Source organism: Serratia sp. P2ACOL2 (assembly GCF_003691565.1).
GTDB classification, from domain to species: Bacteria; Pseudomonadota; Gammaproteobacteria; order Enterobacterales; family Enterobacteriaceae; genus Serratia; species Serratia liquefaciens.
The window spans coordinates 4029064-4056056 of record NZ_CP033162.1 but is presented as its reverse complement, the minus strand read 5'-3'; the positions used below and the strand labels follow the sequence as shown (position 1 = coordinate 4056056).

Sequence of the window (26993 nt, the reverse complement as noted above, 5' to 3'; positions counted from 1 at the left end):
TCTCTCACTTGGCGGCCTTGTTTTCTTCAAATGGGGGATTTTTTTCCATAAAGGCCACCGAGTCCCGCAGGATCAGCTCAGCGGAAAACCGATTGTTCTGCGGCGTAACGGCGGTGCCTGAATTGAGTTGCAGCGCCAAATTGGCCGCGCGTCGGGCCATTTTCTCAATCGGATAATGCACGGTAGTCAACGGCGGGTGGAGGTATTTTGCCAGGGCTACGTCATCGAAGCCGACAATCGAGATATCTTCGGGCAGGTTCATCCGCCGCTGGCGAAAGGTGCGCATCATGCCGGCGGCCATTACGTCGTTGAATGTCAGCGCGGCGGTAAAAGCCTGCTTACTGGCGAGGATTTTCTCTGCCGCTGCTTCGCCCCCTTGCTCATTGAAGGGGACGCTGATGATCCAGTCACCCGGCACCGCAATCCCGGCTTCGGCCATCGCGGTTCGATATCCCTCGAGACGCTGTTTGCGGTCATCGATCGGCAGATCTGTGGTGATGCAGGCAATGTTGCGGTGTCCGCGCTCGATGAGCATTCGGGTGGCGGCCTGAGAAGCGCTGACGTTGTCCAGCCAGATGCAGCGATTGGCGATGGCGGGCAAATAGCGGTTGATCACCACCATCGCCGGAGTGTGGGCGGCATAACGCAGAATATCGGCATCGCTCATGCGGGTGACGTGGGCAACAATCGATTCGCAGCCTTGATTGATCAGGAAATCCAGGCCGTTTTTCTCCAGTTCGGCCTGATGGCCACCGCTGCAGACCATCAATTTTACACCGTCTTTGCGCGTGATATCTTCCACGCCTCGGGCCAGTCGCGAGAAAAACGGCTCGTCGAGGTTACCGGTCAGCAACCCCAGCATATTGCCGCTGCGTTTCGCCAGCGCCAGCGCGGCGGCATTTCGATGATAGTTAAACTCGCGCATGGCTTTTTCAACGCGTTCACGGGTGACGGGTTCAACATAAGCGGTGCTGTTGATCACCCTGCTGACGGTGGCGGTGGAAACGCCAGCGCGTCGGGCAACGTCTTTCATGGTGGCCATATCATTTCCTGCTGGTTTCGCGGCTGCCGAAATGGGCGGGGCCAAGTCTGGATGATTTTTATTATCTTTTTGTTTTAAAAGAATATAGTCATAAACTCAACTCAGAGTGTCACGCACTGTGATCGGCATGGCAGTTCATTGTGAAGCAGGGAAGGGTCGGTAACGGCAGCGCGTTTTGAGACTCGGTCCGTATGAGTTCGTACAACCTGTGCTCTGTGCCGCAAAGTGAAGAATCAGGATAATAATTTTTTAATGAAATGTTGATTTTCCCGTAGGCAAGCGTTAACGGCACACATATAATCTGCGCCACTTGAGAAGGCCGGCACCTGTTTTCAGACCGGCCTGTTTTGGAAGTTATACAGAGGCCATCATGACCGTAGAACGTACCTTTTCCATCATTAAACCAAACGCTGTAGCTAACAACGACATCGGCGCAATCTATGCTCGCTTTGAGCGTGCCGGTTTCAAAATCATCGCATCCAAAATGCTGCGTCTGACTCGCGAACAAGCCGAAGGCTTCTACGCTGAGCACAAAGGCCGCCCATTCTTCGATGGTCTGGTTGAATTCATGACCTCTGGCCCGATCGTGGTTCAGGTTCTGGAAGCGGAAAATGCAGTACAGCGCAACCGTGACATCATGGGCGCAACCAACCCAGACAACGCTCTGGCCGGCACCCTGCGTGCTGACTACGCGGACAGCTTCACTGCCAACGCCGTACACGGTTCTGACGCAGTAGAATCTGCTCAGCGCGAAATCGCTTACTTCTTCAACGAAAGCGAAATCTGCCCGCGTTAATTGCTGTCATTTCGACGCTGAAGTATGGCATTCACTGGCTGAAACAATAAAAATGCCCTGAATGCCTTTCAGACGTGGAAAGCAGCTACTAAAATTTGTACAATGCCGCGCCCCTGATGAGTCATCTTGTCAGGGGCGCGCTTTTAGCGCCGTCGCCCGATTTTTATGGGCTGAGCGACGCACTTACTTTCCACTCTTTCGCGCCATAAAGTGTAACAACGAGGCCAGAGATCAATTATGTTAGAACCCATCACGTCCGAGCACATCGTGTCTGAAAATAATTCGCTGACTACTCAATCCGTTAACGCGGAAAAACCGGCTGTGGCCAAAATTAATCTGCTGGATCTGAACCGTCAGCAAATGCGTGAGTTTTTCGCCAAAATGGGCGAGAAACCCTTCCGTGCCGATCAGGTGATGAAGTGGATGTACCACTATTGCTGCGATGATTTTGAGCAGATGACCGATATCAACAAGGTCCTGCGCAATAAATTGCAAAGCGTCGCCGAAATCCGTGCGCCAGAAGTGGCGGAAGAACAACGCTCAGCCGACGGCACCATTAAATGGGCTATCAAGGTGGGCGATCAGCAGGTGGAAACCGTGTATATCCCGGACGGCGACCGTGCGACCCTGTGTGTTTCTTCCCAGGTGGGTTGCGCGCTGGAATGCAAATTCTGTTCAACCGCTCAGCAGGGCTTTAACCGCAACCTGCGCGTGTCGGAAATCATCGGCCAGGTGTGGCGTGCGGCGAAAATCATCGGTGCACTGAAAGTCACCGGCGAGCGCCCGATCACCAACGTGGTGATGATGGGCATGGGTGAGCCCTTGCTTAACCTGACCAACGTGGTGCCGGCGATGGAAATCATGCTGGATGATTTCGGTTTTGGCCTGTCAAAACGCCGCGTGACCCTGTCGACCTCGGGCGTAGTGCCTGCGCTGGACAAGCTGGGTGATATGATCGACGTCGCGCTGGCGATCTCGCTGCATGCGCCGAACGACAAGATCCGCGATGACATCGTGCCGATCAACCGCAAATACAACATTGAGACCTTCCTGGCTGCGGTACGCCGCTATCTGGAAAAATCCAACGCCAATCAGGGCAGGGTGACGGTCGAGTACGTGATGCTGGATCATATCAACGACAGCACCGACGACGCACACCAGCTGGCGGAAGTCCTCAAGGACACGCCATGCAAGATCAACCTGATCCCATGGAACCCGTTCCCGGGCGCGCCTTACGGCCGCAGCTCCAACAGCCGCGTGGATCGTTTTTCCAAAGTGTTGATGGAATACGGCTTTACGACTATTGTTCGTAAAACCCGTGGGGACGATATCGATGCCGCCTGCGGGCAACTGGCGGGTGAAGTGATCGACCGCACCAAGCGTACCCTGAAAAAGAAAATGGCCGGGGAACCTATCACCGTGCGTGCGGTCTGAATCCTATAGCATGATTTTTGTTATCTTACAGTCTGTTATGTGAAAAGACGTCAAGGTAACATCTGACAAGGAAATGAATGCAGGCATGAAGCTGATTCTGTGGGGTACGTTGCTGGCGGCCGGGTTACTGGCCGGTTGTTCCGGTTCAGCGCCGGAAGAAAAAGACGCGCTGCCTGAAGCCAGTCAGACGCGATTGCAACTGGGTCTGGAATATCTGAAGCAGGGCGATTTAAACGCCGCGCGCCAGAATCTGGAGAAAGCGGCAGACGCCGCCCCACAGGATTACCGTACCCAATTGGGTATGGCGCTCTACGAGCAGCGGATTGGCGAGAACAGCGCGGCTGAACAGCGTTATCAGCAGGCGCTCAAACTTGCGCCGAACAATGGCACAGTGCTGAATAATTACGGTGCGTTTCTTTGCAGTTTAGGGCAGTATGTACCGGCACAACAGCAGTTTAGCGCAGCAGCAGTGGCACCGGATTACGGTCAGGTTGCCGACAGCCTGGAAAACGCAGGTTACTGTTTTCTCAAAGCCGGACAAAACGACGAGGCACGTATTTTGTTAACACGTGCTTTGAAGATCGATCCGGACAAGGGCACTCCACTGTTGGTGGAGGCAGAAAAGCAATTTGGAGAAGGGAAGCGCGCACAGTCGCAACTTTTATTGGATAGTTATCAACATGTTCTGCCGGCCAGCGCCGACAGCTTATGGTTACAGATTCGTTTCGCCGCGTTAGCCGGGCGCCAAGATAGCGTGCAACGTTATGGCAAGCAGTTATCGCGAAGTTTTCCACAATCCAAACAGTACCAGCAGTTCTTAGCTAATGAATACTGAAGCCTCCCAAGATAAAACCGTATCAATGACGACAGGCGAACGTCTGCGTCAGGCCCGTGAACAACTCGGGTTGAGTCAACAGGCCGTTGCAGAACGCCTGTGCCTCAAAATGTCTACCGTGCGCGATATTGAAGAAGACAATCTGTCCGCAGACCTGGCTTCAACCTTCGTGCGTGGTTATATCCGCTCTTATGCCAAGCTGGTGCGTTTGCCAGAGGATGAACTGCTGCCGATGCTGGCCAAGCAGGCGCCGTTGAAGGTCGCGAAAGTGGCTCCGATGCAAAGCTTCTCTCTGGGCAAGCGCCGTAAAAAACGCGACGGCTGGCTGATGAGCTTCACCTGGTTGATCGTTTTCGTGGTGGTCGGCTTGACCGGTGCCTGGTGGTGGCAAAATCACAAGGCCCAACAGGAAGAGATCGCCACCATGGCCGATCAATCTTCTGCCCAGCTTTCACAGAACAATGAAGGCCAATCCGTACCGTTGACCGACAGCAATGCCGACAACAGCGCACCTTTGGCCGACAATGGCTCCACACCGGTTGACACCGGTGCGGGCGCAGCAGCACAGCAATCACAGACTCCGGCCGTGACCGGCAGTGCAACCGCGCAGCAGCCTGCGGTGGTTTCACCAAGCCAAACCACGTTGCCTGAGACAACGCCTGCGGCGCCAACCGCACCGTTGCCGACGGCAGATGCGGGCGTAGCTGCACCGGCGGTTGATCCTAACGCGCTGGTGATGAACTTCACCGCCGACTGCTGGTTGCAGGTGACTGACGCCAGCGGCAAAACGTTGTACAGCGGTAGCCAGAAGAACGGCGGTAAGCTGAGCCTGGCGGGCACCGCGCCTTATAAACTGACCATTGGCGCACCGGCCGCAGTACAGATTCAATATCAAGGTAAGCCGGTTGATTTAAGCCGGTTTGTTAAGTCAAACCGTGTTGCTCGTCTGACCGTTGCCGCGCAGTAATTGCGCGGCCATTGTCGTTAAGTCAGAGCAACAATGGAGAGTAAGTAATGCATAACCAATCGCCCATCATCCGTCGAAAATCAACGCGAATTTACGTCGGCAATGTGCCTATTGGTGATGGTGCGCCGATTGCTGTGCAGTCGATGACTAACACCCGTACTACCGATGTCGAAGCCACGGTCAATCAGATTAAAGCGCTGGAGCGCGTGGGCGTCGATATCGTCCGCGTTTCAGTCCCCACCATGGATGCCGCCGAGGCATTCAAGCTGATCAAGCAACAGGTCAACGTGCCGCTGGTCGCCGATATCCACTTCGATTACCGCATTGCGCTGCAGGTGGCTGAATACGGCGTAGACTGCCTGCGTATCAACCCGGGCAATATCGGTAACGAGTCGCGTATCCGTTCAGTTGTGGACTGCGCACGCGATAAAAACATCCCAATCCGTATCGGGGTGAACGGCGGCTCGCTGGAGAAAGACATCCAGGAAAAGTACGGTGAACCTACGCCGGAAGCCCTGCTTGAATCCGCCATGCGCCACGTTGATATCCTCGATCGCCTCAACTTCGACCAGTTCAAGGTCAGCGTCAAGGCTTCCGATGTGTTCCTGGCGGTGCAATCCTACCGGCTGCTGGCGGCGCGTATCGATCAGCCGCTGCATCTCGGCATAACCGAAGCCGGTGGCGCACGCAGTGGTTCGGTCAAGTCGGCGATTGGCCTGGGTCTGCTGCTGTCGGAAGGCATTGGCGATACCCTGCGTATCTCGCTGGCGGCCGATCCGGTGGAAGAGGTCAAGGTCGGTTTCGACATTCTGAAGTCGCTGCGTATCCGCGCTCGCGGCATTAACTTCATCGCGTGCCCGACCTGTTCACGTCAGGAGTTTGACGTTATCGGTACGGTGAACGCGCTGGAACAGCGCCTGGAAGATATCATCACGCCGATGGACATTTCGATTATCGGCTGCGTGGTCAATGGGCCGGGCGAAGCGCTGGTGTCCACGCTGGGCGTTACCGGCGGCCATAAAAAGAGCGGCTTCTACGAAGACGGCGTGCGCCAGAAAGATCGTTTCGACAACGAGCAGATGATTGACCAGTTGGAAGCCAAAATTCGCGCCAAGGCGTCGATGATGGATGAGAGCAATCGCATCTCGGTCAACCTGCTGGAAAAATAAGCATTATACCGATACGGCGGGCTTTTTAGCCCGCTTGTTTATGAACCCGGGAGCAGAACTCTGCATTCGCGTTGAATACGGGACGGCAAAGTCCCTATAATCGGGTTCATTTTTATAGACAACGGACAGAGAACTCACGTGGCAAAGAACATTCAAGCCATTCGCGGCATGAACGACTACCTGCCGGAAGAAACGGCATTATGGCAGCGTATTGAAGGCATCCTCAAGCAGGTGCTGAGCGGCTACGGTTACAGCGAAATCCGCTTGCCGATTGTAGAGCAGACCCCGTTATTCAAACGCGCGATCGGCGAAGTGACCGACGTCGTAGAAAAAGAGATGTATACCTTCGACGATCGCAATGGCGAAAGCCTGACGCTGCGTCCGGAAGGGACCGCTGGTTGCGTTCGCGCCGGCATCGAACATGGTCTGCTGTACAATCAGGAGCAGCGTCTTTGGTACGTCGGTCCGATGTTCCGCTACGAGCGTCCGCAAAAAGGCCGCTACCGTCAATTCCACCAACTGGGTGCCGAAGTGTTTGGCCTGCAGGGCCCGGATATCGACGCCGAGCTGATCCTGCTGAGCGCCCGCTGGTGGAAAGCGCTGGGCATCGCTGATCACGTTAAGCTGGAGCTGAATTCCATCGGCTCACTGGAAGCTCGCGCCAATTACCGTGATGCTTTGGTGGCGTTCCTGGAACAGCATCAAGACAAGCTGGACGAAGATTGCAAACGCCGTATGTACAGCAACCCGCTGCGCGTGCTGGACTCCAAAAACCCGGAAGTGCAAGCGTTGTTGAACGATGCGCCGCGCCTGTCCGAGTATCTGGATGAAGAATCCAAAGCCCACTTCGAAGGTCTGTGTGAACTTTTGGCCCAGGCAGGTATCCCATATACCATCAATGAACGCCTGGTGCGCGGTCTGGACTATTACAACCGTACGGTATTCGAATGGGTGACCACCAGTCTGGGCGCTCAGGGGACGGTGTGCGCCGGTGGCCGTTATGACGGTCTGGTCGAGCAACTGGGCGGGCGTGCAACGCCAGCAGTCGGTTTCGCGATGGGCCTGGAGCGTTTGGTGCTGCTGGTTCAGGCGGTCAACCCAGAGTTTAAAGCTCCGGCAACCATTGACGTGTACGTGATCTCTTCCGGTGCTGGTACGCAGAGCGCGGCGATGCAGTTGGCAGAACGCGTTCGCGATGCCGCGCCGCAGTTGAAACTGATGACCAACTACGGCGGCGGTAACTTTAAGAAGCAGATCACCCGTGCGGATAAATGGGGTGCGCGCGTTGCCTTGATCCTGGGCGAGAACGAAGTCGCAGCCGAGCAGGTGGTCGTCAAGGACCTGCGCAGTGGTGAACAAGAAACGCTGGCGCAGAGCGAAGTCGCTGTGCGTCTGGCTTTGATGTTAGGTTAAGGAGAAGGACACCGTGGAAGTCTATACCACTGAAAACGAACAAGTCGACGCCGTGCGTCGGTTCTTTGCCGAAAACGGCAAAGCGCTGGCAGTGGGCGTGGTGCTCGGAATTGGTGCCCTGGTCGGCTGGCGTTACTGGCAGAGCCACGAGAACTCCAACATGATGATTGCGTCCCAATCTTATCAGGAAGCCAGCGATCGTCTGGCGGTCGGTAAACCAGACGACGTGGCCGCTGCGGAGAAGTTCGCCCAGGCCAACAGCAACAGCTACGGCGTGCTGGCCTCGCTGGAACTGGCGAAGCATTTTGTTGAGCAGAACGACTTTGCCAAAGCGGACCAACAGCTGGTGCTGGCTCAGGGCCAGACCAAAGATGAAAACCTGCTTTCGATGATTAACCTGCGTCTGGCCCGTGTGCAGTTGCAGGAGAAAAAGCTGGATGAAGCGCTGAAAACGCTGGATGGCGTGAAAGGCGAAGGCTGGGCGGCGATGGCGCAGGATACGCGCGGCGACGTGCTGTTGGCCAAAGGCGACACCAAAGGTGCGCGCGAGGCGTACAGCAAAGGCATTGAGTCTAACGCTTCTCAGGCGCTGCAGGTTCTGCTGCGCATGAAATTGAATAACTTGTCCAGCTAAGGGGAATTCCCATGCAATTGCGTAAAACACTCTTGGTCGGACTGGTTTCCGTTGCCTTGTTGAGTGGTTGCTCACTGTTCAACAGTGAAGAAGACGTGGTTACCATGTCGCCGCTGCCGAAAGTTGAAAATCAGTTCACGCCAAGCAAGGCGTGGAGTACCTCGGTCGGCGATGGCGTCGGTGAGTTCTATTCTCACCTGCGTCCTGCTTTCCAGGACAACACCATTTATGCTGCCGATCGCCACGGTCTCGTGAAAGCGATGGATGCCGACAGCGGTAACGAAAAGTGGAAGGTTGATCTCTCCGAGAAGACCGGCTTCTTCTCCAGCAACCTGCCGGCGCTGCTGTCGGGCGGTATGGCTGTTGCGGGCGACAAAGTTTATGTCGGCAGCGAGAAAGCCGTCGTTTACGCTCTGAACACCGCTGACGGTAAGGTAGCCTGGCAGACCAAGGTGGCCGGTGAAGCGATTTCGCGTCCGGTGATCAGCGACGGCATGGTACTGATCCATACCTCCAACGGTCAATTGCAGGCGCTGAATGAATCTGATGGCGCAGTGAAGTGGACGGTTAACCTGGATATGCCTTCGCTGTCGTTGCGCGGCGAGTCTGCTCCGGCCGTTGCCTTTGGCGCAGCCATTGTCGGCGGTGATAACGGCCGCGTCAGTGCCGTACTGATGCAGCAAGGTCAGCTGATCTGGCAGCAGCGTATTTCCCAGCCGAGCGGCGCGACCGAAATCGATCGTCTGAACGATGTCGACACTACGCCGGTGATTGTTGAAGGCGTTGTCTACGCATTAGGTTACAATGGCAACCTGACGGCGCTGGATCTGCGTTCCGGCCAGATTTTGTGGAAACGTGAACTGGGCTCGGTAAACGACTTTATCGTTGATGCAGGCCGCATTTACCTGGTCGATCAGAACGATCGCGTGGTCGCGCTGAGCACCGAAGGTGGCGTCACCGTATGGACGCAGAGCGAGCTGTTGCACCGCAACCTGACCCCGCCAGTGATGTATAATGGTTACCTGGTGACCGGTGACTCCGAAGGTTACCTGCACTGGATTAACACCACGGACGGCCGTTTTGTTGCCCAGCAGGAAGTGGATAGCTCCGGCTTCCTGTCTGCGCCGATGGTAGCCAGCGATAAGCTGGTCATCCAGGCGAAGGGCGGAAAAGTTTACGCTTTCACCCGCTAACGCCGCTCGTCGTGACCCTTCTTGCACCCGAAAGCTTTCGGGTTGCAGCCAGGCGGCAAGCGCATGAGTCCTCGGGAGCTTAGTGAACTAAGTGACCGGGGCGAAGGTGCGCAGACAACGCCGCTGTGGCGCGAAAGATGAAGGGGAAAACGGCTCCTGAGTGTTCAGGGGCCGTTTCGTATTTTATAAGCTGCACTTCTGGTGTCTATCCATAGTGCAGTAACGCATTGATTATTAAGTAATGAGGCTTCACAATGATACCTGTCGTCGCGCTAGTTGGGCGCCCGAATGTGGGTAAATCCACCTTGTTTAACCGTTTAACACATACGCGCGATGCGCTGGTGGCGGATTTCCCCGGGCTAACGCGAGACCGCAAGTATGGTCGTGCAGAAGTTGAGGGCAATGAATTCATCATCGTCGATACCGGGGGTATTGACGGTACCGAAGACGGCGTTGAAACCCGCATGGCTGGCCAGTCGCTATTGGCGATCGAAGAAGCAGACATCGTGCTGTTTATGGTCGATGCCCGCGCCGGTCTGATGCCTGCCGATCAGGGCATCGCCCAGCATCTGCGCAACCGCCAGAAAGCCACCTTCCTGGTCGCCAACAAAACCGACGGCATGGATCCAGACATGGCCACCGCCGATTTCTACTCGCTGGGGCTGGGTGACGTGCATGCGATTGCCGCTTCCCACGGTCGTGGCGTGGCGCAGCTGATCGAACACGTGCTGGTGCCGTTTGTCGGTGAAAAACCGGAAGAGGTCGAGCTGACCGAAGAAGAGGCTAACGCTGCTTATTGGGCCGAGCAAGAAGGTGAACTGCCTGAAGACGAGGAAGAAGAGCCGGAAGATGACTTCAACCCGCAAGATTTGCCGATCAAGCTGGCAATCGTTGGCCGTCCTAACGTTGGTAAGTCCACACTGACTAACCGTATCCTCGGCGAGGAGCGTGTGGTGGTGTACGACATGCCGGGCACCACCCGTGACAGCATTTATATCCCGATGGTCCGCGACGAGCGCGAATACGTGCTGATCGACACCGCCGGGGTGCGTAAACGCGGCAAGGTAACGGAAACCGTAGAGAAATTCTCGGTAATCAAAACCCTGCAGGCGATCGAAGACGCAAACGTTGTGCTGCTGGTCGTCGATGCGCGCGAAGGCATTTCCGATCAGGATCTCTCGCTGCTCGGCTTTATCCTCAATAGTGGGCGCTCACTGGTGATTGCGGTCAACAAGTGGGATGGCATGAGCGAAGAAGATCGCGAGCACGTCAAAGAGATGCTCGATCTGCGCTTGGGCTTTGTCGACTTCGCCCGTGTGCACTTCATTTCCGCTCTGCACGGCAGCGGCGTGGGTAACCTGTTCGAATCGGTACAGGAAGCTTACGAGTGCGCGACGCGTCGCGTGAACACCTCGATGCTGACCAAAATCATGCAGATGGCTGCCGATGACCACCAGCCACCGTTGGTGCGTGGCCGCCGCGTGAAGCTGAAATACGCGCACGCCGGTGGGTACAACCCGCCGATTGTGGTGATCCACGGCAACCAGGTAACCGATCTGGCCGACTCGTACAAACGCTATCTGATGAACTACTTCCGTCGTTCTCTGAAGGTGATGGGTACGCCAATTCGCATCCAGTTCAAAGAGGGTGAAAACCCGTTCGCCGGCAAGCGCAACCTGCTGACGCCGAACCAGATGCGTAAACGTAAACGCCTGATGAGCCACCTGAAGAAAAGCAAATAATCAGTACGAGGGGCGCGGTAACCATACCGCGCCCCTTTTTTATTGCGCCAAAATCGTTTTATTATCTGAAGATTACCGCCGTCAGCCTGAAGGAACACCATGTCCTGGGAAACCTGGAGTTTTGCGTTCAGCGTCACCGTACCCAATCTGTTAATGATGTTGCTGGGCGTGCTGCTACGCCACTGGCGGATGATGGACGACCGCTTTATTGATGGCGCCACGCGGTTGGTGTTCAATCTGGCGCTGCCTTGCTTGCTGTTCTTCAGCATTGCCACCAATCATCCGCAGCTGCTGGGTAACCTGTCGCTGGTGATCTACGGTGCGGTCGGCACCGTCGCCACTTTCCTGTTGCTGGAGATAGCCGCCGTCTGGCTGGTGAAAGAACCGCGTGAGCGCGGCGTCTTTGTTCAGGGTGGTTTCCGTGCCAATACCGCCATCGTCGGCCTGGCCTATGCCATGACCGCTTATGGCAGCGAAGGGGTTGCGCTGGGGTCGTTATACCTGACGGTCACGGTGATCCTGTTTAACGTACTGTCGGTGGTGACCCTGACCCGCAGCCTGCAGGGCGGAGAGGGTAAGAAGATCAGCCGGCTGTCGCTGTTGCGCAGTATCGTCACTAACCCGCTGATTATCGGCCTGGTGTGTGGGTTGCTGTTCGCCCAGACCGGGCTGGAAATCCCACAGGTTATCCGGCAAACCGGCAGCTATATCTCAGGGTTGTCGTTGCCACTGGCGCTGCTGTGCACCGGTGCCAGCCTGGATTTGCGCGCCATGTTCCGCTCGTCTAATGTGGCGGCGCTGTCCTCCAGCGCCAAACTGTTTCTGGTGCCGATATTGATGACGTTGGGTGGCTGGCTATGCGGTTTCCAGGGCGCGGCATTGGGGATTATCTTCCTGTTCTCGGCCACGCCAACCGCCTCCGGCAGTTATGTCATGACGCGCGCCATGGGCGGCAATGCCACGCTGGCGGCGAACATTATCGCCATCACCACCGTCGGGTCGTTTTTCACCACCGCGCTGGGGATCTATTTCTTACGCTCATGGGGCGTAATTTAACTCGGGAGAGTCTATGGAAGCGCTATGTCCGCAATGTCACCAGGCAATGCAGTGGGTGAGGGGTCACTATCATTGCGAAGCCTGTCACAGCGATTATCGCCAGTTGGCCGAGTGTCCGGAATGCCGGCAGCCGCTGCAAGAATTGAAGGCCTGCGGCGCGGTAGATTATCTGTGCCAAAATGGCCATGGGCTGATATCGAAAAAGCGCGTGTTGTTCAGCTATACACCTTGGGTAGAGGGCGAATAGATTCGCCCCGATTAACTCGCCGTTGCGTCCCTCACTATAGAACCGTTCACTCATCGACCTGACCGGTTTTCCAAAGGTCGATCAATGCCTGCGGGGCGCTGGTTTCCGGTATCAGCAGCACGATTTCACTACTCAATGTTTGGCTGTAATAGCTGATTTGCACGCGGAAGTAGCGCTGGTCGCCGCAGCCGGGAGAACCTGGCTGCCCCTCCTCTTGCGCGTAGGGCAGCGTCTGGTTCAACAGTTGATTCAGACGTTGCCGCTGTTCCGGCGTAATATCGGCCAGCGCAATGCGCCGCTGGCCAGCCAGTTTGGGAATAAAGGCGAAGCCGCCTTCACGTGCCAGCTCAATGACCGTGTCCTGATTGAGCGTCGGCAAGGGTTTCATTATTCCACCCCCACCTGATGCCAGGCCTGCTGCACCTTATCCGCCACGTCACCGTCGAAACGTTGTTGCGCATGTTTTACCGTAGTGCGGGCAAAGGTAGCGAAGTCGGCGTCCTGCGGCAGCGTCTTGTCGCAAAGCGTGTCGTACCAAATATAGCCCGCTTTTTCCCAGGCAAAACCCCCCAGTGCTTTAGCTGCCAGATAGAAAGCGCGGTTGGGAATGCCGGAGTTAAGGTGTACGCCGCCGTTATCCTCTTTGGTCTGAATATAGTCCTTCATGCTGGCCGGTTGCGGGTCTTTCCCCAGCAGCGGATCGTCGTAAGCCGTACCGGGGGCCGACATGGAACGCAGGCCCTTGCCGTTGATGCCTTTCGCCAGCAGTCCCTCGCCAATCAGCCAGTCGGCTTTATCCGCGGTCTGTTTGAGGTGGAATTGTTTAACCAGAGAACCAAACACGTCGGACAGCGACTCATTCAGCGCACCAGCCTGCTGGAAGTAAATTAACCCTGCTTCGCTTTCGGTAACGCCATGCGCCAGTTCATGGCCAACCACGTCGATGGCGATGGTAAAACGGTTAAAGATTTCGCCGTCACCGTCGCCGAAGACCATCTGCTGGCCGTTCCAAAAGGCGTTTTGGTATTCCTTGCCGTAATGTACGCTGCCGGTCAGCGGCAGACCGCGATTGTCCAGAGAATTACGTTTGAATGCCTGCCAGAAGAAATCGTAGGTCACGCCGAGGTAGTCGTAAGCTTCATCTACTGCGACGTCGTGGTTACTGGGTTGGCCCTCATTACGCACCTGTTTTCCGGGCAGTTGGGTACCGTTTTCGGCGTCGTAAATATCGCGAATAACCTGGCCGGCGCTGGCGGTTTTCGCGCCGGGCGCACGCAACGGCTTGTTACCGAGCAGGCTCTGGACGTGGTTCAGGGTGTGCAATGCGCAGTCGCGCTGCGGTAGGCTGCCGTGTTCGATGATTCGGCGCAGCATATAAGGGGGAATGACTGAACGTGCTGTCAGGGTCGGCATAGTGGCTCTCCTTAGGCAAAAAATTTAGCCCTCATCTTTCAAGCTATCGGGTATTTATAAATATTCTGCCACTAAGTGTAGTTCAGACATCGTAAAGGCGGTGGTCATGGGTGCTGACCGCCGGGCTGGTTTTATGGGGACTGATGCGTTTGACCGAGGCGCGTACCGCCAGTTTGCCGTGCAGCAGCAGGTTACAAGGCGGTGCATCGGCGCGCAGCATGCGGCGTTGCAGCAGTTGGATCGCCTCATAACCCAGTTCGTCGCGCGGTACCTGCACCGAGGTGAGCGGCACGTCGTGAATTTCCGCCAGATTGAAGCCGTCGGTGCTCATCACCGAGATATCGCCCGGCACGCTCAGCTGCAGCTTGTTCAGTGCTTTGACCGCGCCGACCGCCATGTAGTCGCCACCGGCAAGAATGGCCGTTGGCAGCTGCGAGCGGTGGCTCACCCGGTTGATAAAGGTGGTAAGCGCCTGTTCGGCCTCTTCGCTGCCGAAGCCGGAAGTAGTCACCAGATGGCGGCCGTCGTCAAAGGCGATATTGTGCCGCGCATAGGCTTGTTTAATACCCGCCAGCCGCAGTTCCATGGTGTGGCGGCGCAGGCATTGCAGATTCAAAATATGGCTATGCCCTTGTTGCATCAGATAGTTGGCGGAGAACTCGCCAATCAGTTGGTGATCGGGTGACACGCTGTCGAGCCGCATCTGGCGGTCGGTGCAGTTAATCAGTACGCAGGGTTTATTCAGGTCGGCGGCCAACTGGTGAATGTGTTCGTCGTCGATGCCGATAATCAGCGCCGCCTGAGTTTGCGGATCGCTCATTTTTTCCAGAAACAACGCGCCGTCGCTGTGCAGTTCTTCCAGCCCACAATAGCGGATCCGCACTTCATGCTCAGCTAATGCGGCGGAGATCCCCTGGATCACCTTGTAGTAGAAGATATCGGTGCGCACATCAAAAGCGCGCTGGGGGGCGAAGACCATCACGTTATTGAGCATCAGCCTGCCGCTGGAAATGCCCTGCAGAATGCCGTTCTGTTGAGCGCAGGCCAACACCTTTTGTCGAGCTTCGACGCTGGTATTGGACTTACCGGCTAATACACGTGAAACGGTGCTGATCGACAGCCCGGTTTGCCGGGCAATTTCCTGTATTTTCAGCTTTCCGTTCATTCTGTGATCTCCTTCAAATTCGGTAATGAAAATATTTTCACGGTGTTTTTTCAGCGTACTGTCAGGCTTCTGTCGCCATTATGGCGAGCTTTTATTCTATGCATGAGAATTTTTGCAAAAAACCTCGTTTCGCTCACGCTTCCGGCTGGTTAGTCTGAATTGGTATACCAACTTTATAGATTTATCAGTCCAATTAATGGACTGAATTATAAATAAAAAGAAAATAAATCATGTGGTTGTGATCGTGATGCGTTGGTCTTTGTCAGACATACCGCAGTTTTCCATGGCCCATACCTTCGATACCAAAACGTACCCTACCAAAAGGCGCGCTGTTGCACCGGGCAGCCGTCGTGGAGAGAAGACAGATGAGTGTTGAAATTAATCAAAGGGTCGCCGATACCGGCCGGCGCAAGTTCAAATCGCTGCGCTGGTGGATGTTGGCGCTGTTTTTACTGGGCGTAACGGTCAACTACATCACCCGTAATTCGTTGGGCATTCTGGCACCTGAACTGAAAACCAGCCTCAACATGACCACCGAGCAGTACTCCTGGGTGGTGGCGTCGTTCCAACTGGCCTATACGGTATTTCAGCCGATCTGCGGCTGGCTGATCGACGTTATTGGCCTGAAGATGGGCTTTCTGATCTGCGCCAGTATCTGGGCGGTCGTTTGCATGCTGCATGCCGGCGCGGGCAGTTGGGTTCAACTGGCTATCTTGCGGTTCTTTATGGGCGGGGCGGAAGCGGCGGCCACGCCGGCCAACGCCAAGGCGATTTCCGACTGGTTCCCTAAAAAGGAGCGGCCGATCGCCGCCGGTTGGGCGGGCGTCGGTTTCTCTATTGGCGCCATGCTAGCTCCGCCCATTATCGTGATTGCCCACGTTTCCTTTGGCTGGCAGGGCGCTTTTTTGTTCTCCGGCGCGCTGGCGTTGATCTGGGTAGTGTTGTGGTGGTTGTTCTATCACTCGCCGCAGCAGCACCCCAATCTGAGCCAGCAGGAACTGGATCTGATCCGCGAAGACAATGAACCGGAACTGCCCAGATTGCCGTTTCTCAAGTCGCTGGCGATTTTGTGCCGCAACAAAAAGTTCTATGGCATCGCCATTCCGGCCTTTCTCGCCGAACCGGCCTGGGCGGTGTTCAGTTTCTGGGTACCGCTGTACCTGGCCACCGAGCGCGGTATGGACTTAAAGCACATCGCCATGTTTGCCTGGCTGCCGTTTTTGGCGGCGGACATCGGCAGCGTCGCCAGCGGCTATCTCACCACCCTATACCGCAAATGGTTCGGCTTCAGCCGCGTCAACTCGGTGGTCGCCAGCTCGGTGACGGGCGCCTTTATGATGGTTTCGCTGGCATTTGTGGCGATCACCAAAGATCCCTACGTGGCGATCGCCCTGATCTCGATCGGTGGCTTCGGGCACCAGGTGATCTCCTGCATGCTCAGCGCGCTGGTGGTGGAGTCGTTCGATAAAAACCAAATGGCGACCGTCAACGGCATGCGCGGCTCCAGCGCCTGGATCGCCAGCTTCCTGTTTACGTTGCTGATCGGTGCGGTCTCCGACACCGTCGGTTTTAACCCCTTATTCATCGCCATGGGCTTCTTCGACCTGATCGGCGCCCTGTTCCTGATTGCTTTGATCGCCGAACGCGGCGGTAAAAAAACACTCAATAGTTAAGTTGGATGCCTATGAAAACCTTAAAAAACTGGACGCTGGCAGGACAGTATGCCGATCGTATTGAGCTGCTGGTCGATGAACGCCATCTGTTTTGCCTGTACGTGTTGGAAAACCACCTGTGTCGCGTGTTGATCAAGCGCAACGGAGAGCTGGCGCTGGACCGCACCTGGAGCATTGCGCCACAGGCAGATGTGCCCTGGGAAGGGCGCGATCGGCTGAGCGTCGACGGTTTCAGCCTGCCGGGTTACCAACTGCAACAGCATGAGGATCGGCTGGTGCTGACCACCTCCGCGTTGCGCGTGACCGTACATCAGCCGTTATGGCTGGAATGGGAGCACTGCAACGCCGCCGGCGAATGGCGTCCGCTGGCAGCCGATCGGCCAACCAGCGCCTATTTGCTTAATCCGCACGGTGACGGCGTGGCCCATTATCAACGTCGCCATGCCGCCGAACGCTATTATGGCCTGGGTGAGAAGGCCGGTGATTTGGAACGCAGCGGCCGCCGTTTTGAAATGCGCAATTTGGATGCGATGGGTTACAACGCCGCCAGCACGGACCCGCTGTACAAGCACATTCCCTTCACCATCACCCGTGGAGAAGAGGCCAGCTTTGGGCTGTTTTACGACAACCTGAGCAGCTGCTGGCTGGATCTGGGCAACGAGATCGACAATTACCACCTGGCCTATCGCCGCTATCAGGCCGAGGCGGGGGATTTGGATTATTATCTGTTCCTCGGGCCAAAGGTGCTGGATGTCACCAAGGCGTTTGTGCGTCTGACCGGCAAGACACACTTCGGGCCCAAATGGAGCCTGGGCTACAGCGGATCCACCATGCATTACACCGACGCGCCGGATGCTCAACAGCAGCTACGGCAGTTTATTGAGCTTTGTCACCAACATGACATTCCCTGTGACTCCTTCCAGCTGTCCTCGGGTTATACCTCGATCGGCAACAAGCGTTACGTGTTCAACTGGAACTACGACAAGGTGCCGCAACCCAAGCAGCTGAGTCAGGCTTTCCACGATGCCGGATTGAAATTGGCGGCCAACATCAAGCCGTGCCTGTTGCAGGATCATCCGCAGTATCAACAGGCGGCGCAGTTAGGGCTGTTTATCCGCGATTCAGAAAGCGATAGGCCGGAGCGCTCCAGCTTTTGGGACGACGAAGGCTCACATCTGGACTTCACCAACCCGGCGGCAGTGCACTGGTGGCAGCAGGGCGTGACTCAGCAACTGCTGGAGATGGGCATCGATTCCACCTGGAATGACAATAACGAATATGAAGTGTGGGACGGCGAGGCGCGTTGCCACGGTTTTGGCCGGCCGATCGCCATCAAACATATTCGTCCGGTGATGCCGTTGCTGATGATGCGCGCCTCGATGGAGGCGCAGCAGCGCTTTGCCCCTGAGCTGCGGCCGTACCTGATTTCACGCTCCGGCTGTGCCGGTATGCAACGTTATGTGCAGACCTGGAGCGGCGATAACCGTACCAGTTGGCAAACCCTGCGTTACAACATTCGCATGGGGCTGGGTATGAGCCTGTCCGGTTTGTACAACCTCGGGCATGACGTGGGCGGTTTCTCCGGCGACAGGCCGGACGCCGAACTGCTGGTGCGCTGGGTGCAAAATGGCGTGATGCATCCGCGTTTCACCATCCACTCCTGGAACGACGACGCCACGGTTAACGAACCCTGGATGTACCCTGCGGTGACGCCGGCAGTGCGCGAGGCGATTGCTTTGCGTTATCGGCTGATGCCGTATTTCTACACCTTGTTGTGGCAGGCCTGCGTCGACGACGAACCGATGCTGCGCCCGACCTTCCTCGACCACGAGCATGATGAGCGCACGCTGAACGAAACCGATGATTTTATGATAGGTCGCGATCTGCTGGTGGCCAGCGTGGTGGAGCAGGGGCAGCGTCAGCGGCCGGTGTATCTGCCGGATAACGGCGACGGCTGGTACTGCTTCTACAGCGGCCAATGGTTCAGCGGCGGCCAGGAGGTGCTGCTGGAAGCACCGCTGGAGCGCTTGCCGCTGCTGGTACGTGCCGGTGCCGCGATACCTTTGTCGTCGCGATTGGCGCATGTTGACGTGACGGCGGACGATCGGCGCGAGCTGAAGCTGTATCCGCTCAAAGGCTGTGGCAGCGCTTCTGGGCTGTTATTCGAAGATGACGGGGAAAGTTATGGCTGGCAGCAGGGCGATGCGCTGTGGCTGCGCTGGGAGATGCTCAGCGACACTCAACGCATCATGCTGAACATCACTGCCGAAGGCCGGTTCAAACCGGCGTGGCAGACGTTGGCCTGCAGTTTGCCAACTGGCGAGACGCGAGAACTGTGGATTAACGGCGTACCGGGCAGCCGTTTTACGCTGGAGTAGTAAAAGTTATACCCTAAATAATTGGGGTGGCATCAAGGCGGCAAGAACGTTCATCCCGACGAGCTTACTCAGGTAAGTGATTCGGGTGAGCGGATGAAGCCAACACAGATGCGGCTTCAAGTATGACGGGATTATTCGGCCGCGCGTTTCTTGCGCGGCTTTTTGGCAACGGTGATGGTTTTCACCTCGCTTTCCACCCAGCCATCCTGCAGGCGGGTTTTCAGCAGTTCGCCAACCTGAGCCTGCTTAGTGGTTTTCAGCAGTTCGCCGCGCGGGGTTTGCGTCACGCTGTAGCCTCGGGCCAGCGTCGCCAGCGGGCTGACGGCCTCGAGTTGGCTGCAGGCGACGCCGAAGCGCTGGCGCAGGCCGTTAAGCTGGCGATCCCATGCCTGCTGCAAACGGTATTCCTGTTGCTGCACGCGTTGTTGGTAGCGGTGAATACGCGCCTGCGGTTGCATCTGCGCCAGCCGTTGCTGAGCCCGCTCGCTGCGACGCGAAGACAGACGCAGTTGGTTTTGCATGCCGTCTTCCAACCGACGTTGCAGTTTGAACAACAGCGTTTGTTGGCGCGCCAGACGCAGGTGCGGGTGCTGCTGCTGCAAACGGTGGTTGATGCGGGTGAACTGCTGCTGGCGCTGCGCCAGGTAGTAGTCCATCGCCATTTCCATCCGCTGTTGCTGTGATTGCAACTGACGCAGCAGTTCCAACTGATTGCGACTGACCAGTTCGGCAGCGGCAGAAGGGGTTGGCGCACGCAGAGCGGCGACAAAGTCGGCAATGGTGACGTCGGTTTCGTGGCCGACGGCGCTGACAATCGGAATGCGGCTGGCGAAAATCGCCCGCGCAACGCGTTCGTCGTTAAAGCTCCACAGGTCTTCCAGCGAACCCCCGCCACGGCCGACGATCAGCACGTCGCACTCGTCACGGCGGTTGGCCGTTTCGATGGCACGTACAATCTGCAGGGGGGCTTCCGCGCCCTGCACCGAAGTAGGGTAGATAACGATGGGCAATGACGGATCGCGCCGTTGCAGCACCTGCAGCACATCGTGCAGCGCCGCGCCGCTGGCGGAGGTGACCACCCCGACGCGTTTGGCCGGGCTGGGCAGCGGCTGTTTGAACTGTTGGTCGAAAAGGCCTTCGGCGCTCAGTCGCTGTTTTAACTGATCGAACTGCTGTTGCAACAGGCCGTCGCCGGCGGGCTGCATGCTTTCGGCGATCAGCTGATAGTCGCCGCGCGGCTCATACAGCGTGATGCTGGCACGCACCAGCACCTGTTGGCCATTTTGCGGGCGGAAGGTAGTACGACGGTTAGTGTTGCGGAACATCGCGCAACGCACCTGCGCGCGGTCGTCTTTCAGCGTGAAATACCAATGACCTGAAGACGGCTGGGAGAAGTTGGAGATCTCGGCGGAGAGCCAAATCTGGCCCATTTCCATTTCCAGCAGCTGTCGAACCGTCTGATTCAGGCGGCTTACGGTAAAAATGGAAGGCGAAACAGGTATCGACATGTGACCCAGATCAAATTTCAAAACAAGCACTTAATTGGTCGATACTACATGGCTGAAAAAGGTAATCAAGAGTTTTTGTGAGAAAGTGCTGGAGGCAACCGATTACGCTCTGTATAATGCCGCGGCAATATTTTATCTTTTTCACAGCCCACTCTGGTGAGATATTGCCCATGCTACGTATCGCGAAAGAAGCACTAACGTTTGACGACGTTCTCCTGGTTCCAGCTCACTCTACGGTTCTGCCTAATACCGCTGAGCTCGGCACCCAACTGACCAAAAATATCCGCTTGAATATCCCTATGCTGTCCGCAGCCATGGATACCGTTACCGAATCCGGCCTGGCCATCGCGCTGGCGCAGGAAGGCGGTCTGGGCTTCATTCACAAAAACATGTCTATCGAGCGTCAGGCAGAAGAAGTCCGCCGCGTGAAAAAACATGAAAGCGGCGTGGTAACCGATCCACAAGCCGTAACCCCTGCCACAACCCTGAAAGAAGTGAAAGAGCTGACCGCACGTAACGGCTTCGCCGGTTACCCTGTCGTCACCGAAGAGAACGAACTGGTCGGTATCATTACCGGCCGCGACGTCCGCTTCGTCACCGATCTGAACCAGCCTGTTACCGCCGTGATGACGCCGAAAGAGCGTCTGGTTACGGTGAAAGAAGGCGAAGCGCGTGAAGTCGTGCTGCAGAAAATGCACGAAAAACGCGTTGAGAAAGCGCTGGTAGTGGACGACAGCTTCCACCTGCTGGGCATGATCACCGTAAAAGACTTCCAGAAAGCGGAACGCAAGCCAAACGCCTGTAAAGACGAGCATGGCCGTCTGCGCGTTGGCGCAGCGGTGGGTGCAGGTGCAGGTAACGAAGAGCGCGTTGATGCGCTGGTCGCCGCCGGCGTTGACGTGCTGCTGATCGACTCTTCGCATGGCCATTCCGAAGGCGTATTGCAGCGTATTCGCGAAACGCGCGCCAAATACCCGGATCTGCAGATCGTGGGCGGCAACGTGGCTACCGCAGCCGGTGCCAAAGCGCTGGCTGACGCCGGCGTCAGCGCGGTCAAAGTAGGTATCGGCCCTGGCTCCATCTGTACTACTCGTATCGTAACCGGTGTAGGTGTACCGCAGATCACAGCCATCGCCGATGCGGTTGAAGCGCTGGAAGGGACAGGTATCCCGGTCATCGCCGACGGCGGCATTCGCTTCTCCGGTGACATCGCCAAAGCTATCGCGGCCGGCGCATCCTGCGTAATGGTCGGCTCCATGCTGGCGGGTACCGAAGAATCACCGGGCGAAATCGAGCTGTATCAGGGCCGTTCGTTCAAATCCTACCGTGGTATGGGTTCACTGGGCGCGATGTCCAAAGGCTCTTCCGACCGTTACTTCCAGACCGATAACGCCGCCGACAAACTGGTGCCGGAAGGTATCGAAGGCCGCGTGGCTTACAAAGGCATGCTGAAAGCGATCGTACACCAGCAAATGGGCGGCCTGCGTTCTTGCATGGGCCTGACCGGCTGCGCCACCATCGACGACCTGCGTACCAAGGCTGAATTTGTTCGCATCAGCGGCGCCGGTATTCAGGAAAGCCACGTGCATGACGTGACCATCACCAAAGAGTCACCGAACTACCGCATGGGTTAATTTCAGGGGCTGCGGCCGGCGCATTTGTTCGCCGTCCGCTGCTCGCATTGCTCATTGACTTTATGTCAACTGCGCATGCTGTGCTGCGGGCGACCACCAACTGTTTGGCCTCGCCGACTGAAACTGTCCTAACGTTTTAGATTTTCCTTTTTCTCTGTTGCTGGAATTCGCCTCACATGACAAAAAATATCCATAAGCATCGCATTCTGATTCTGGACTTTGGTTCGCAATACACCCAACTGGTCGCCCGCCGCGTGCGCGAAATCGGCGTTTACTGCGAGCTGTGGGCCTGGGACGTTAGCGAAGAGCAAATCCGCGAATTCAATCCGAGCGGCATCATCCTGTCCGGCGGCCCGGAAAGCACCACCGAAACCAACAGCCCGCGTGCGCCAGAATACGTGTTCACCGCCGGTGTACCTGTGCTGGGCGTATGCTACGGCATGCAGACCATGGCAATGCAGCTGGGCGGCCATGTGCAAGGTTCCAACGAGCGTGAATTCGGTTACGCGCAGGTGGAAATTACCACCGACAGCGCACTGGTTCGCGGCATCGAAGACGCGCTGAGCCCAACCGGTAAACCGCTGCTCGACGTGTGGATGAGCCACGGCGACAAAGTGACCGCTATCCCGTCCGACTTCGTGACCGTTGCCAGCACCGATACCTGCCCGTTTGCCATTATGGCCAATGAAGAAAAACGCTTCTACGGCGTGCAGTTCCACCCGGAAGTGACCCACACCCGTCAGGGCCAGCGCATGCTGGAGCGTTTCGTGCTGGATATCTGCCAGTGTGAAGCCCTGTGGACCCCGGCGACCATCATCGAAGATGCGGTAGAGCGCATTCGTGAGCAGGTGGGCGAAGATCACGTGATCCTCGGCCTGTCCGGCGGCGTCGACTCTTCCGTAACCGCAATGCTGCTGCATCGCGCCATCGGTAAACGCCTGACCTGCGTGTTCGTCGATAACGGCCTGCTGCGTCTGAATGAAGCAGACCAGGTGCTGGAAATGTTTGGCGACCACTTCGGCCTGAACATCGTTCACGTGGCGGCGGAAGATCGCTTCCTGAGCGCGTTAGCCGGCGTTGACGAACCGGAAGCCAAGCGCAAGATCATCGGCCGCGTGTTCGTTGAACTGTTCGACGAAGAAGCCTGCAAGCAGACTGAAGTGAAATGGCTGGCGCAGGGCACCATCTACCCGGACGTGATCGAATCCGCCGCTTCCGCCACCGGCAAAGCACACGTGATCAAATCGCACCACAACGTGGGTGGTCTGCCGAAAGAGATGAAGCTTGGCCTGGTCGAGCCGCTGAAAGAGCTGTTCAAAGACGAAGTGCGCAAAATCGGTCTGGAACTGGGCCTGCCGTACGACATGCTTTACCGTCACCCGTTCCCGGGCCCAGGTTTGGGCGTACGCGTACTGGGTGAAGTGAAGAAAGAGTACTGCGATCTGCTGCGCCGTGCCGATGCGATCTTCATCGAAGAGCTGCACAAAGCCGATCTCTACAACAAAGTCAGCCAGGCATTCACCGTGTTCCTGCCGGTGCGTTCGGTTGGCGTGATGGGCGATGGCCGTAAATACGACTGGGTTGTTTCACTGCGCGCAGTGGAAACCATCGACTTTATGACCGCACATTGGGCGCACCTGCCGTACGATTTCCTCGGCCGCGTCTCCAACCGCATCATCAACGAAGTCAACGGCATTTCTCGCGTGGTTTATGACATCAGCGGTAAGCCACCGGCTACCATTGAGTGGGAATGATGAACCGCTAATCACTGACTATCAGTGATGATTTAAAAACCCCCGTTGCGGCTATGCTGTGCGGGGGTTTTCTTTTTCCGACACCCACAAAATATTCCCTTTGCGCGCCTCCTTGTATTCATTTTGGTTATACCAAAGATCCCTTTTTTGATTATTCCCTGATATCAGCACAGCCCTATACTCGATCAATCCCTGCTCTCTGGAAAACCTGCCCCTGCAGCGCTACCCAGTAAAACACCAGGCTATGCATAAGCTTCGGAACTGGCAGAAGGTAAATTATTACTAATCAGTATGTTGATGCCATTTCATTCATCGGTTAATCCCGGGCCGTGCTGCCGGTGGTGGCGTGCTTTTCATGATGCAAGGTAATACAAAAACAAGAAAAGAGGATTTTTGCCATGAACAAACAATCCGTCACCGACATTGTCGATCAAAGCCCGCTTGGCGGTTTGCAGATAATGACGCTGCTCTTGTGTTTTATTGTATTGATGATTAATGGTCTGGATGCCAGCGCGATGGGTTATATCGCCCCTGAATTGGCTCAAGAATGGGGGATTGATCGCGCCGAGTTGGGCCCGGCTTTCGCTGCCGGTCTGTTCGGCATGTTACTCGGCAGTTTCATTTGTGGCCCCGCGGCGGACCGTTATGGGCGCAAAACGGTGTTGCTGATCTGCTCGGTTATCGTCGCTTTAGGCACCCTGGGTTATGCCTTTTCCTCATCGATTAGCGTGCTTGTGGCACTGCGGTTACTGACTGGCATGGGACTAGGCGGCGTATTGCCCGGTTGCATTACTCTGGTGTCAGAGTATTCGCCCATTCGCTGGCGCATGTTGCTGGTCACCTTGAGCTTTTCCGGTTTTACCTTGGGTATGGCGCTCGGCGGCTGGGTGGCCGACTTGCTGCTGCCGGTGCTGGGCTGGAGAGGCCTGCTCTTTGTGGGCAGTATCGCTCCTTTGGTGATGCTGCCAGTGCTGTATTTCATGCTCCCTGAGTCGATCTGTTTCCTGGCCAACAGGCCGCAACAGAGAGCTAAATTACTGCGGATCGTCGAGCGGATTGGCGGCCATAGGAAGTGGCAGGACGTAATCTTTACCGACGGTATGGACAGAAAGCCCGGCGAAAAAAACCTGCAGCTGTCTCCCGTGGCGGCGCTATTTTCTGAAGGGCGAACCGAGCGTACGCTGCTACTCTGGCTGACCTTTTTCTGCTGCTTATTCTCGTTCTACCTGTTGAGCAATTGGCTACCTACGGTATTGCGCAGCAGCGGCTTTGACGCTCGGATGGCCTTATATGTTGCCGCAATGCTGCCGCTGGGGGGCATGATCGGTGGCATCATCACCGCACTTCTCATCGATCGAATCGGTATCGCCAAAATACTCCCTCCTTTAGCCTTATTGGCCTCGGTCGCGCTGCTGGTTACCGGCAGCCAGCTCGGCAGTTCTACCCGTTTATTGGTTTGCGTTTTTTTCGTGGGTTTTACCCTCACGGGAGCATTGAACAACATCAGTATTTTGAGCGCTGGCCTTTATCCCACCACGGCACGTGCGACCGGAGTGTCATGGGGGATCGGCTGGGTCATGTGGGTTCCATCACGGGGGCTTATCTTGGCTCTTGGCTATATACCGTGGTTGGTGATTTGCAGAATTTTTTCTACTGGATGGCGATTCCCGCATTAATTGCCGCTTTGGCGTTGTTCTGCATGACCAGGAGAAAGGATCTGTTTGCGGTACAGGCGGGTTCTTAACGACGGGTACGATCAAAAACAAACGGGGCTGAGGAGAGGGTATGAAGCAACTGCATGCAGAAATTGCTGGGGCAGGTATCGCCGGGCTTACGGCGGCGGCGGCGCTGGCTCAGCGTGGCTGGAGCGTGAGAGTGCATGAGCGTTCGGCAAACCTGCGCACCTTTGGTGCGGGCATCTATATCTGGAGTAATGGGCTGCGTGTGCTCGAGGCGATTGGAGCCTATGACGAAGCTATGGTGGGGGCACACGAAGGGGCCGTATTCCAGACCCGGGATCACGGCAACGCAACGATGGAGGATATTCCGATCAACAGCAGCGGTGCCCCACGTCTGGTTACCATCCTGCGCGAGCGGCTGCTGCTGTCTTTGCTCAATGCGGCTCGCCGCGCCGGTGCCGAAATTGTCAGCGATTCCGAGGCGGTGGGGGCGACACCGGAGGGAAAGCTGCTGATGGCGGACAAGCGAACGCTGTCAGCCGATTTGGTGATCGGCGCTGACGGTATCAACTCACGGGTGAGAGAATCTCTGGACCTGCTGATGTACCGCAAGCCGCTGCACTATGGCGCGGTCAGAATGATGTTGAAGCGCGATGACGATGACGTACCGCCTGCAGATCGCTCGAACTACATTGAGTACTTTTCAGGCACGAGGCGGATCCTTTATACGCCCGCCAGCGCGACCGATTTGTATGTCGCGCTGTGCTGCGCTGAGGACGATGTGGGTGCCTATCAGCTTCCGATTGCCCCGGAACTTTGGCGCAAATCCTTCCCACACCTTTCCGGCCTGATCGCACGTTTTGGCGAGGCCGGCCGCTGGGATGCGTTTGAGGTGCTGAAGCTCAAGGCCTGGAGCAAAGGACAGGTGGCGATCCTCGGCGATGCAGCCCATGCGATGCCGCCTTACCTCGGCCAAGGGGGCGGTTGCGCACTGATGAATGCTCTTGGATTGGCGGTCAGTCTGGAAAATAGCCGGGATATTCCGGCGGCGCTGGCAGCCTGGGAGGCGCAGGAAAGGCCGTTGACCGAACATACCCAAGACACGGCGGAACGCATGGGGCATATGAACCTGTGGCCAGACGACGTTCGATCGGCCGTTTTGCGTATAACCGGACGCTGCGAGCAGATCGGCGCAGAGCGTATGAAAACGGCGTTAAGCCTGCCGACGGGCACTTTGGCCTGATCATTGCTCCGGCCCGAG

General features: G+C 56.6%; 22 protein-coding genes. 17 read left to right on the top strand and 5 right to left on the bottom strand.

Going from position 1 to position 26993, the window contains the following annotated elements; genetic code table 11:
* Positions 1–4: 4 nt before the first annotated feature.
* Complete coding sequence (locus EBA31_RS19650) at positions 5–1042, bottom strand: LacI family DNA-binding transcriptional regulator (RefSeq protein ID WP_122080022.1); 1038 nt, start codon at positions 1040–1042, stop codon at positions 5–7.
* Positions 1043–1412: 370 nt separating this feature from the next.
* Between EBA31_RS19650 and ndk the strand changes: the two genes are divergently transcribed.
* The 11 genes from ndk (at position 1413) to EBA31_RS19595 (ending at position 12528) form a co-directional block, all read left to right on the top strand.
* On the top strand, positions 1413–1838 hold the full coding sequence (ndk, locus tag EBA31_RS19645; protein WP_004952077.1) for a nucleoside-diphosphate kinase: 426 nt from the start codon (positions 1413–1415) through the stop codon (positions 1836–1838).
* Positions 1839–2075: 237 nt separating this feature from the next.
* The gene (locus EBA31_RS19640; protein WP_020828155.1) at positions 2076–3272 is read left to right on the top strand and encodes a bifunctional tRNA (adenosine(37)-C2)-methyltransferase TrmG/ribosomal RNA large subunit methyltransferase RlmN; all 1197 of its coding nucleotides are present in this window, start codon (positions 2076–2078) and stop codon (positions 3270–3272) included.
* A gap of 85 nt (positions 3273–3357) precedes the next feature.
* Positions 3358–4107 (top strand): type IV pilus biogenesis/stability protein PilW, encoded by a 750-nt coding sequence (gene pilW, locus EBA31_RS19635; RefSeq protein WP_041414833.1) that lies wholly within the window; start codon positions 3358–3360, stop codon positions 4105–4107.
* Entirely contained in the window at positions 4097–5074 is a 978-nt protein-coding gene (gene rodZ / locus EBA31_RS19630; RefSeq protein WP_020828153.1) for a cytoskeleton protein RodZ, read from the top strand. The genes pilW and rodZ overlap by 11 nt, the downstream gene beginning before the upstream one ends.
* 47 nt (positions 5075–5121) lie before the next feature.
* Positions 5122–6243: a flavodoxin-dependent (E)-4-hydroxy-3-methylbut-2-enyl-diphosphate synthase gene (ispG, locus tag EBA31_RS19625; RefSeq protein WP_020828152.1), complete on the top strand. Its 1122-nt coding sequence runs from the start codon at positions 5122–5124 to the stop codon at positions 6241–6243.
* 138 nt (positions 6244–6381) lie between these two features.
* Positions 6382–7656: a histidine--tRNA ligase gene (gene hisS / locus EBA31_RS19620; RefSeq protein ID WP_020828151.1), complete on the top strand. Its 1275-nt coding sequence runs from the start codon at positions 6382–6384 to the stop codon at positions 7654–7656.
* Positions 7657–7669: 13 nt separating this feature from the next.
* The gene (locus tag EBA31_RS19615; protein ID WP_046372904.1) at positions 7670–8290 is read left to right on the top strand and encodes a YfgM family protein; all 621 of its coding nucleotides are present in this window, start codon (positions 7670–7672) and stop codon (positions 8288–8290) included.
* Between the two features lie 11 nt (positions 8291–8301).
* Entirely contained in the window at positions 8302–9483 is a 1182-nt protein-coding gene (bamB, locus tag EBA31_RS19610) for an outer membrane protein assembly factor BamB (protein ID WP_122080021.1), read from the top strand.
* Between the two features lie 254 nt (positions 9484–9737).
* Positions 9738–11225, top strand: a complete 1488-nt coding sequence (gene der, locus EBA31_RS19605) for a ribosome biogenesis GTPase Der (protein WP_020828148.1) — start codon at positions 9738–9740, stop codon at positions 11223–11225.
* Between the two features lie 99 nt (positions 11226–11324).
* Complete coding sequence (locus tag EBA31_RS19600) at positions 11325–12281, top strand: AEC family transporter (protein WP_020828147.1); 957 nt, start codon at positions 11325–11327, stop codon at positions 12279–12281.
* A 13-nt stretch (positions 12282–12294) separates the two neighbouring features.
* Positions 12295–12528, top strand: a complete 234-nt coding sequence (locus EBA31_RS19595) for a zinc ribbon domain-containing protein (RefSeq protein ID WP_122080020.1) — start codon at positions 12295–12297, stop codon at positions 12526–12528.
* A 46-nt stretch (positions 12529–12574) separates the two neighbouring features.
* On the opposite strand, the gene EBA31_RS19590 is transcribed toward EBA31_RS19595, so the two are convergent.
* From EBA31_RS19590 to EBA31_RS19580, 3 genes are all read right to left on the bottom strand, one after another.
* Positions 12575–12916 carry a protealysin inhibitor emfourin gene (locus EBA31_RS19590; RefSeq protein ID WP_046372907.1) on the bottom strand — a complete coding sequence of 114 codons (342 nt, stop codon included), beginning with the start codon at positions 12914–12916 and terminating at the stop codon, positions 12575–12577.
* Positions 12916–13941, bottom strand: coding sequence for a M4 family metallopeptidase (locus tag EBA31_RS19585; RefSeq protein ID WP_115058262.1), 1026 nt, complete (start codon positions 13939–13941; stop codon positions 12916–12918). Before EBA31_RS19585 ends, EBA31_RS19590 begins: the two co-directional genes overlap by 1 nt.
* Positions 13942–14023: 82 nt before the next feature.
* Positions 14024–15106 carry a LacI family DNA-binding transcriptional regulator gene (locus tag EBA31_RS19580; RefSeq protein ID WP_020828142.1) on the bottom strand — a complete coding sequence of 361 codons (1083 nt, stop codon included), beginning with the start codon at positions 15104–15106 and terminating at the stop codon, positions 14024–14026.
* 365 nt (positions 15107–15471) lie between these two features.
* On the opposite strand from EBA31_RS19580, the gene EBA31_RS19575 reads away from it, so the two are divergent.
* Positions 15472–16779 carry an MFS transporter gene (locus EBA31_RS19575; RefSeq protein ID WP_122080019.1) on the top strand — a complete coding sequence of 436 codons (1308 nt, stop codon included), beginning with the start codon at positions 15472–15474 and terminating at the stop codon, positions 16777–16779.
* A gap of 11 nt (positions 16780–16790) precedes the next feature.
* On the top strand, positions 16791–19157 hold the full coding sequence (locus tag EBA31_RS19570; protein WP_122080018.1) for a TIM-barrel domain-containing protein: 2367 nt from the start codon (positions 16791–16793) through the stop codon (positions 19155–19157).
* Positions 19158–19288: 131 nt separating this feature from the next.
* Here the strand turns inward: EBA31_RS19570 and xseA are convergent, their stop codons facing one another.
* Positions 19289–20665 carry an exodeoxyribonuclease VII large subunit gene (xseA, locus tag EBA31_RS19565; protein WP_122080017.1) on the bottom strand — a complete coding sequence of 459 codons (1377 nt, stop codon included), beginning with the start codon at positions 20663–20665 and terminating at the stop codon, positions 19289–19291.
* Positions 20666–20835: 170 nt separating this feature from the next.
* Here xseA and guaB point away from each other — a divergent pair, with 170 nt between their 5' ends.
* The 4 genes from guaB (at position 20836) to EBA31_RS19540 (ending at position 26975) form a co-directional block, all read left to right on the top strand.
* Positions 20836–22299 carry an IMP dehydrogenase gene (gene guaB, locus EBA31_RS19555; protein ID WP_020828138.1) on the top strand — a complete coding sequence of 488 codons (1464 nt, stop codon included), beginning with the start codon at positions 20836–20838 and terminating at the stop codon, positions 22297–22299.
* Positions 22300–22475: 176 nt separating this feature from the next.
* Entirely contained in the window at positions 22476–24053 is a 1578-nt protein-coding gene (gene guaA / locus EBA31_RS19550) for a glutamine-hydrolyzing GMP synthase (RefSeq protein ID WP_020828137.1), read from the top strand.
* A 398-nt stretch (positions 24054–24451) separates the two neighbouring features.
* Entirely contained in the window at positions 24452–25729 is a 1278-nt protein-coding gene (locus EBA31_RS19545; protein ID WP_202914210.1) for an MFS transporter, read from the top strand.
* A gap of 109 nt (positions 25730–25838) precedes the next feature.
* Positions 25839–26975, top strand: coding sequence for an NAD(P)/FAD-dependent oxidoreductase (locus EBA31_RS19540; protein ID WP_122080016.1), 1137 nt, complete (start codon positions 25839–25841; stop codon positions 26973–26975).
* Positions 26976–26993: the final 18 nt, after the last annotated feature.

Bases quoted from the DNA above. Each gene is read 5' to 3' on its own strand.
- EBA31_RS19650 (WP_122080022.1), bottom strand. From the start codon at position 1,042: ATGGCCACCATGAAAGACGTTGCCCGACGCGCTGGCGTTTCCACCGCC.
- ndk (WP_004952077.1), top strand. From the start codon at position 1,413: ATGACCGTAGAACGTACCTTTTCCATCATTAAACCAAACGCTGTAGCT.
- EBA31_RS19640 (WP_020828155.1), top strand. From the start codon at position 2,076: ATGTTAGAACCCATCACGTCCGAGCACATCGTGTCTGAAAATAATTCG.
- pilW (WP_041414833.1), top strand. From the start codon at position 3,358: ATGAAGCTGATTCTGTGGGGTACGTTGCTGGCGGCCGGGTTACTGGCC.
- rodZ (WP_020828153.1), top strand. From the start codon at position 4,097: ATGAATACTGAAGCCTCCCAAGATAAAACCGTATCAATGACGACAGGC.
- ispG (WP_020828152.1), top strand. From the start codon at position 5,122: ATGCATAACCAATCGCCCATCATCCGTCGAAAATCAACGCGAATTTAC.
- bamB (WP_122080021.1), top strand. From the start codon at position 8,302: ATGCAATTGCGTAAAACACTCTTGGTCGGACTGGTTTCCGTTGCCTTG.
- der (WP_020828148.1), top strand. From the start codon at position 9,738: ATGATACCTGTCGTCGCGCTAGTTGGGCGCCCGAATGTGGGTAAATCC.
- EBA31_RS19600 (WP_020828147.1), top strand. From the start codon at position 11,325: ATGTCCTGGGAAACCTGGAGTTTTGCGTTCAGCGTCACCGTACCCAAT.
- EBA31_RS19595 (WP_122080020.1), top strand. From the start codon at position 12,295: ATGGAAGCGCTATGTCCGCAATGTCACCAGGCAATGCAGTGGGTGAGG.
- EBA31_RS19590 (WP_046372907.1), bottom strand. From the start codon at position 12,916: ATGAAACCCTTGCCGACGCTCAATCAGGACACGGTCATTGAGCTGGCA.
- EBA31_RS19585 (WP_115058262.1), bottom strand. From the start codon at position 13,941: ATGCCGACCCTGACAGCACGTTCAGTCATTCCCCCTTATATGCTGCGC.
- EBA31_RS19580 (WP_020828142.1), bottom strand. From the start codon at position 15,106: ATGAACGGAAAGCTGAAAATACAGGAAATTGCCCGGCAAACCGGGCTG.
- EBA31_RS19575 (WP_122080019.1), top strand. From the start codon at position 15,472: ATGAGTGTTGAAATTAATCAAAGGGTCGCCGATACCGGCCGGCGCAAG.
- EBA31_RS19570 (WP_122080018.1), top strand. From the start codon at position 16,791: ATGAAAACCTTAAAAAACTGGACGCTGGCAGGACAGTATGCCGATCGT.
- xseA (WP_122080017.1), bottom strand. From the start codon at position 20,665: ATGTCGATACCTGTTTCGCCTTCCATTTTTACCGTAAGCCGCCTGAAT.
- guaB (WP_020828138.1), top strand. From the start codon at position 20,836: ATGCTACGTATCGCGAAAGAAGCACTAACGTTTGACGACGTTCTCCTG.
- guaA (WP_020828137.1), top strand. From the start codon at position 22,476: ATGACAAAAAATATCCATAAGCATCGCATTCTGATTCTGGACTTTGGT.
- EBA31_RS19545 (WP_202914210.1), top strand. From the start codon at position 24,452: ATGAACAAACAATCCGTCACCGACATTGTCGATCAAAGCCCGCTTGGC.
- EBA31_RS19540 (WP_122080016.1), top strand. From the start codon at position 25,839: ATGAAGCAACTGCATGCAGAAATTGCTGGGGCAGGTATCGCCGGGCTT.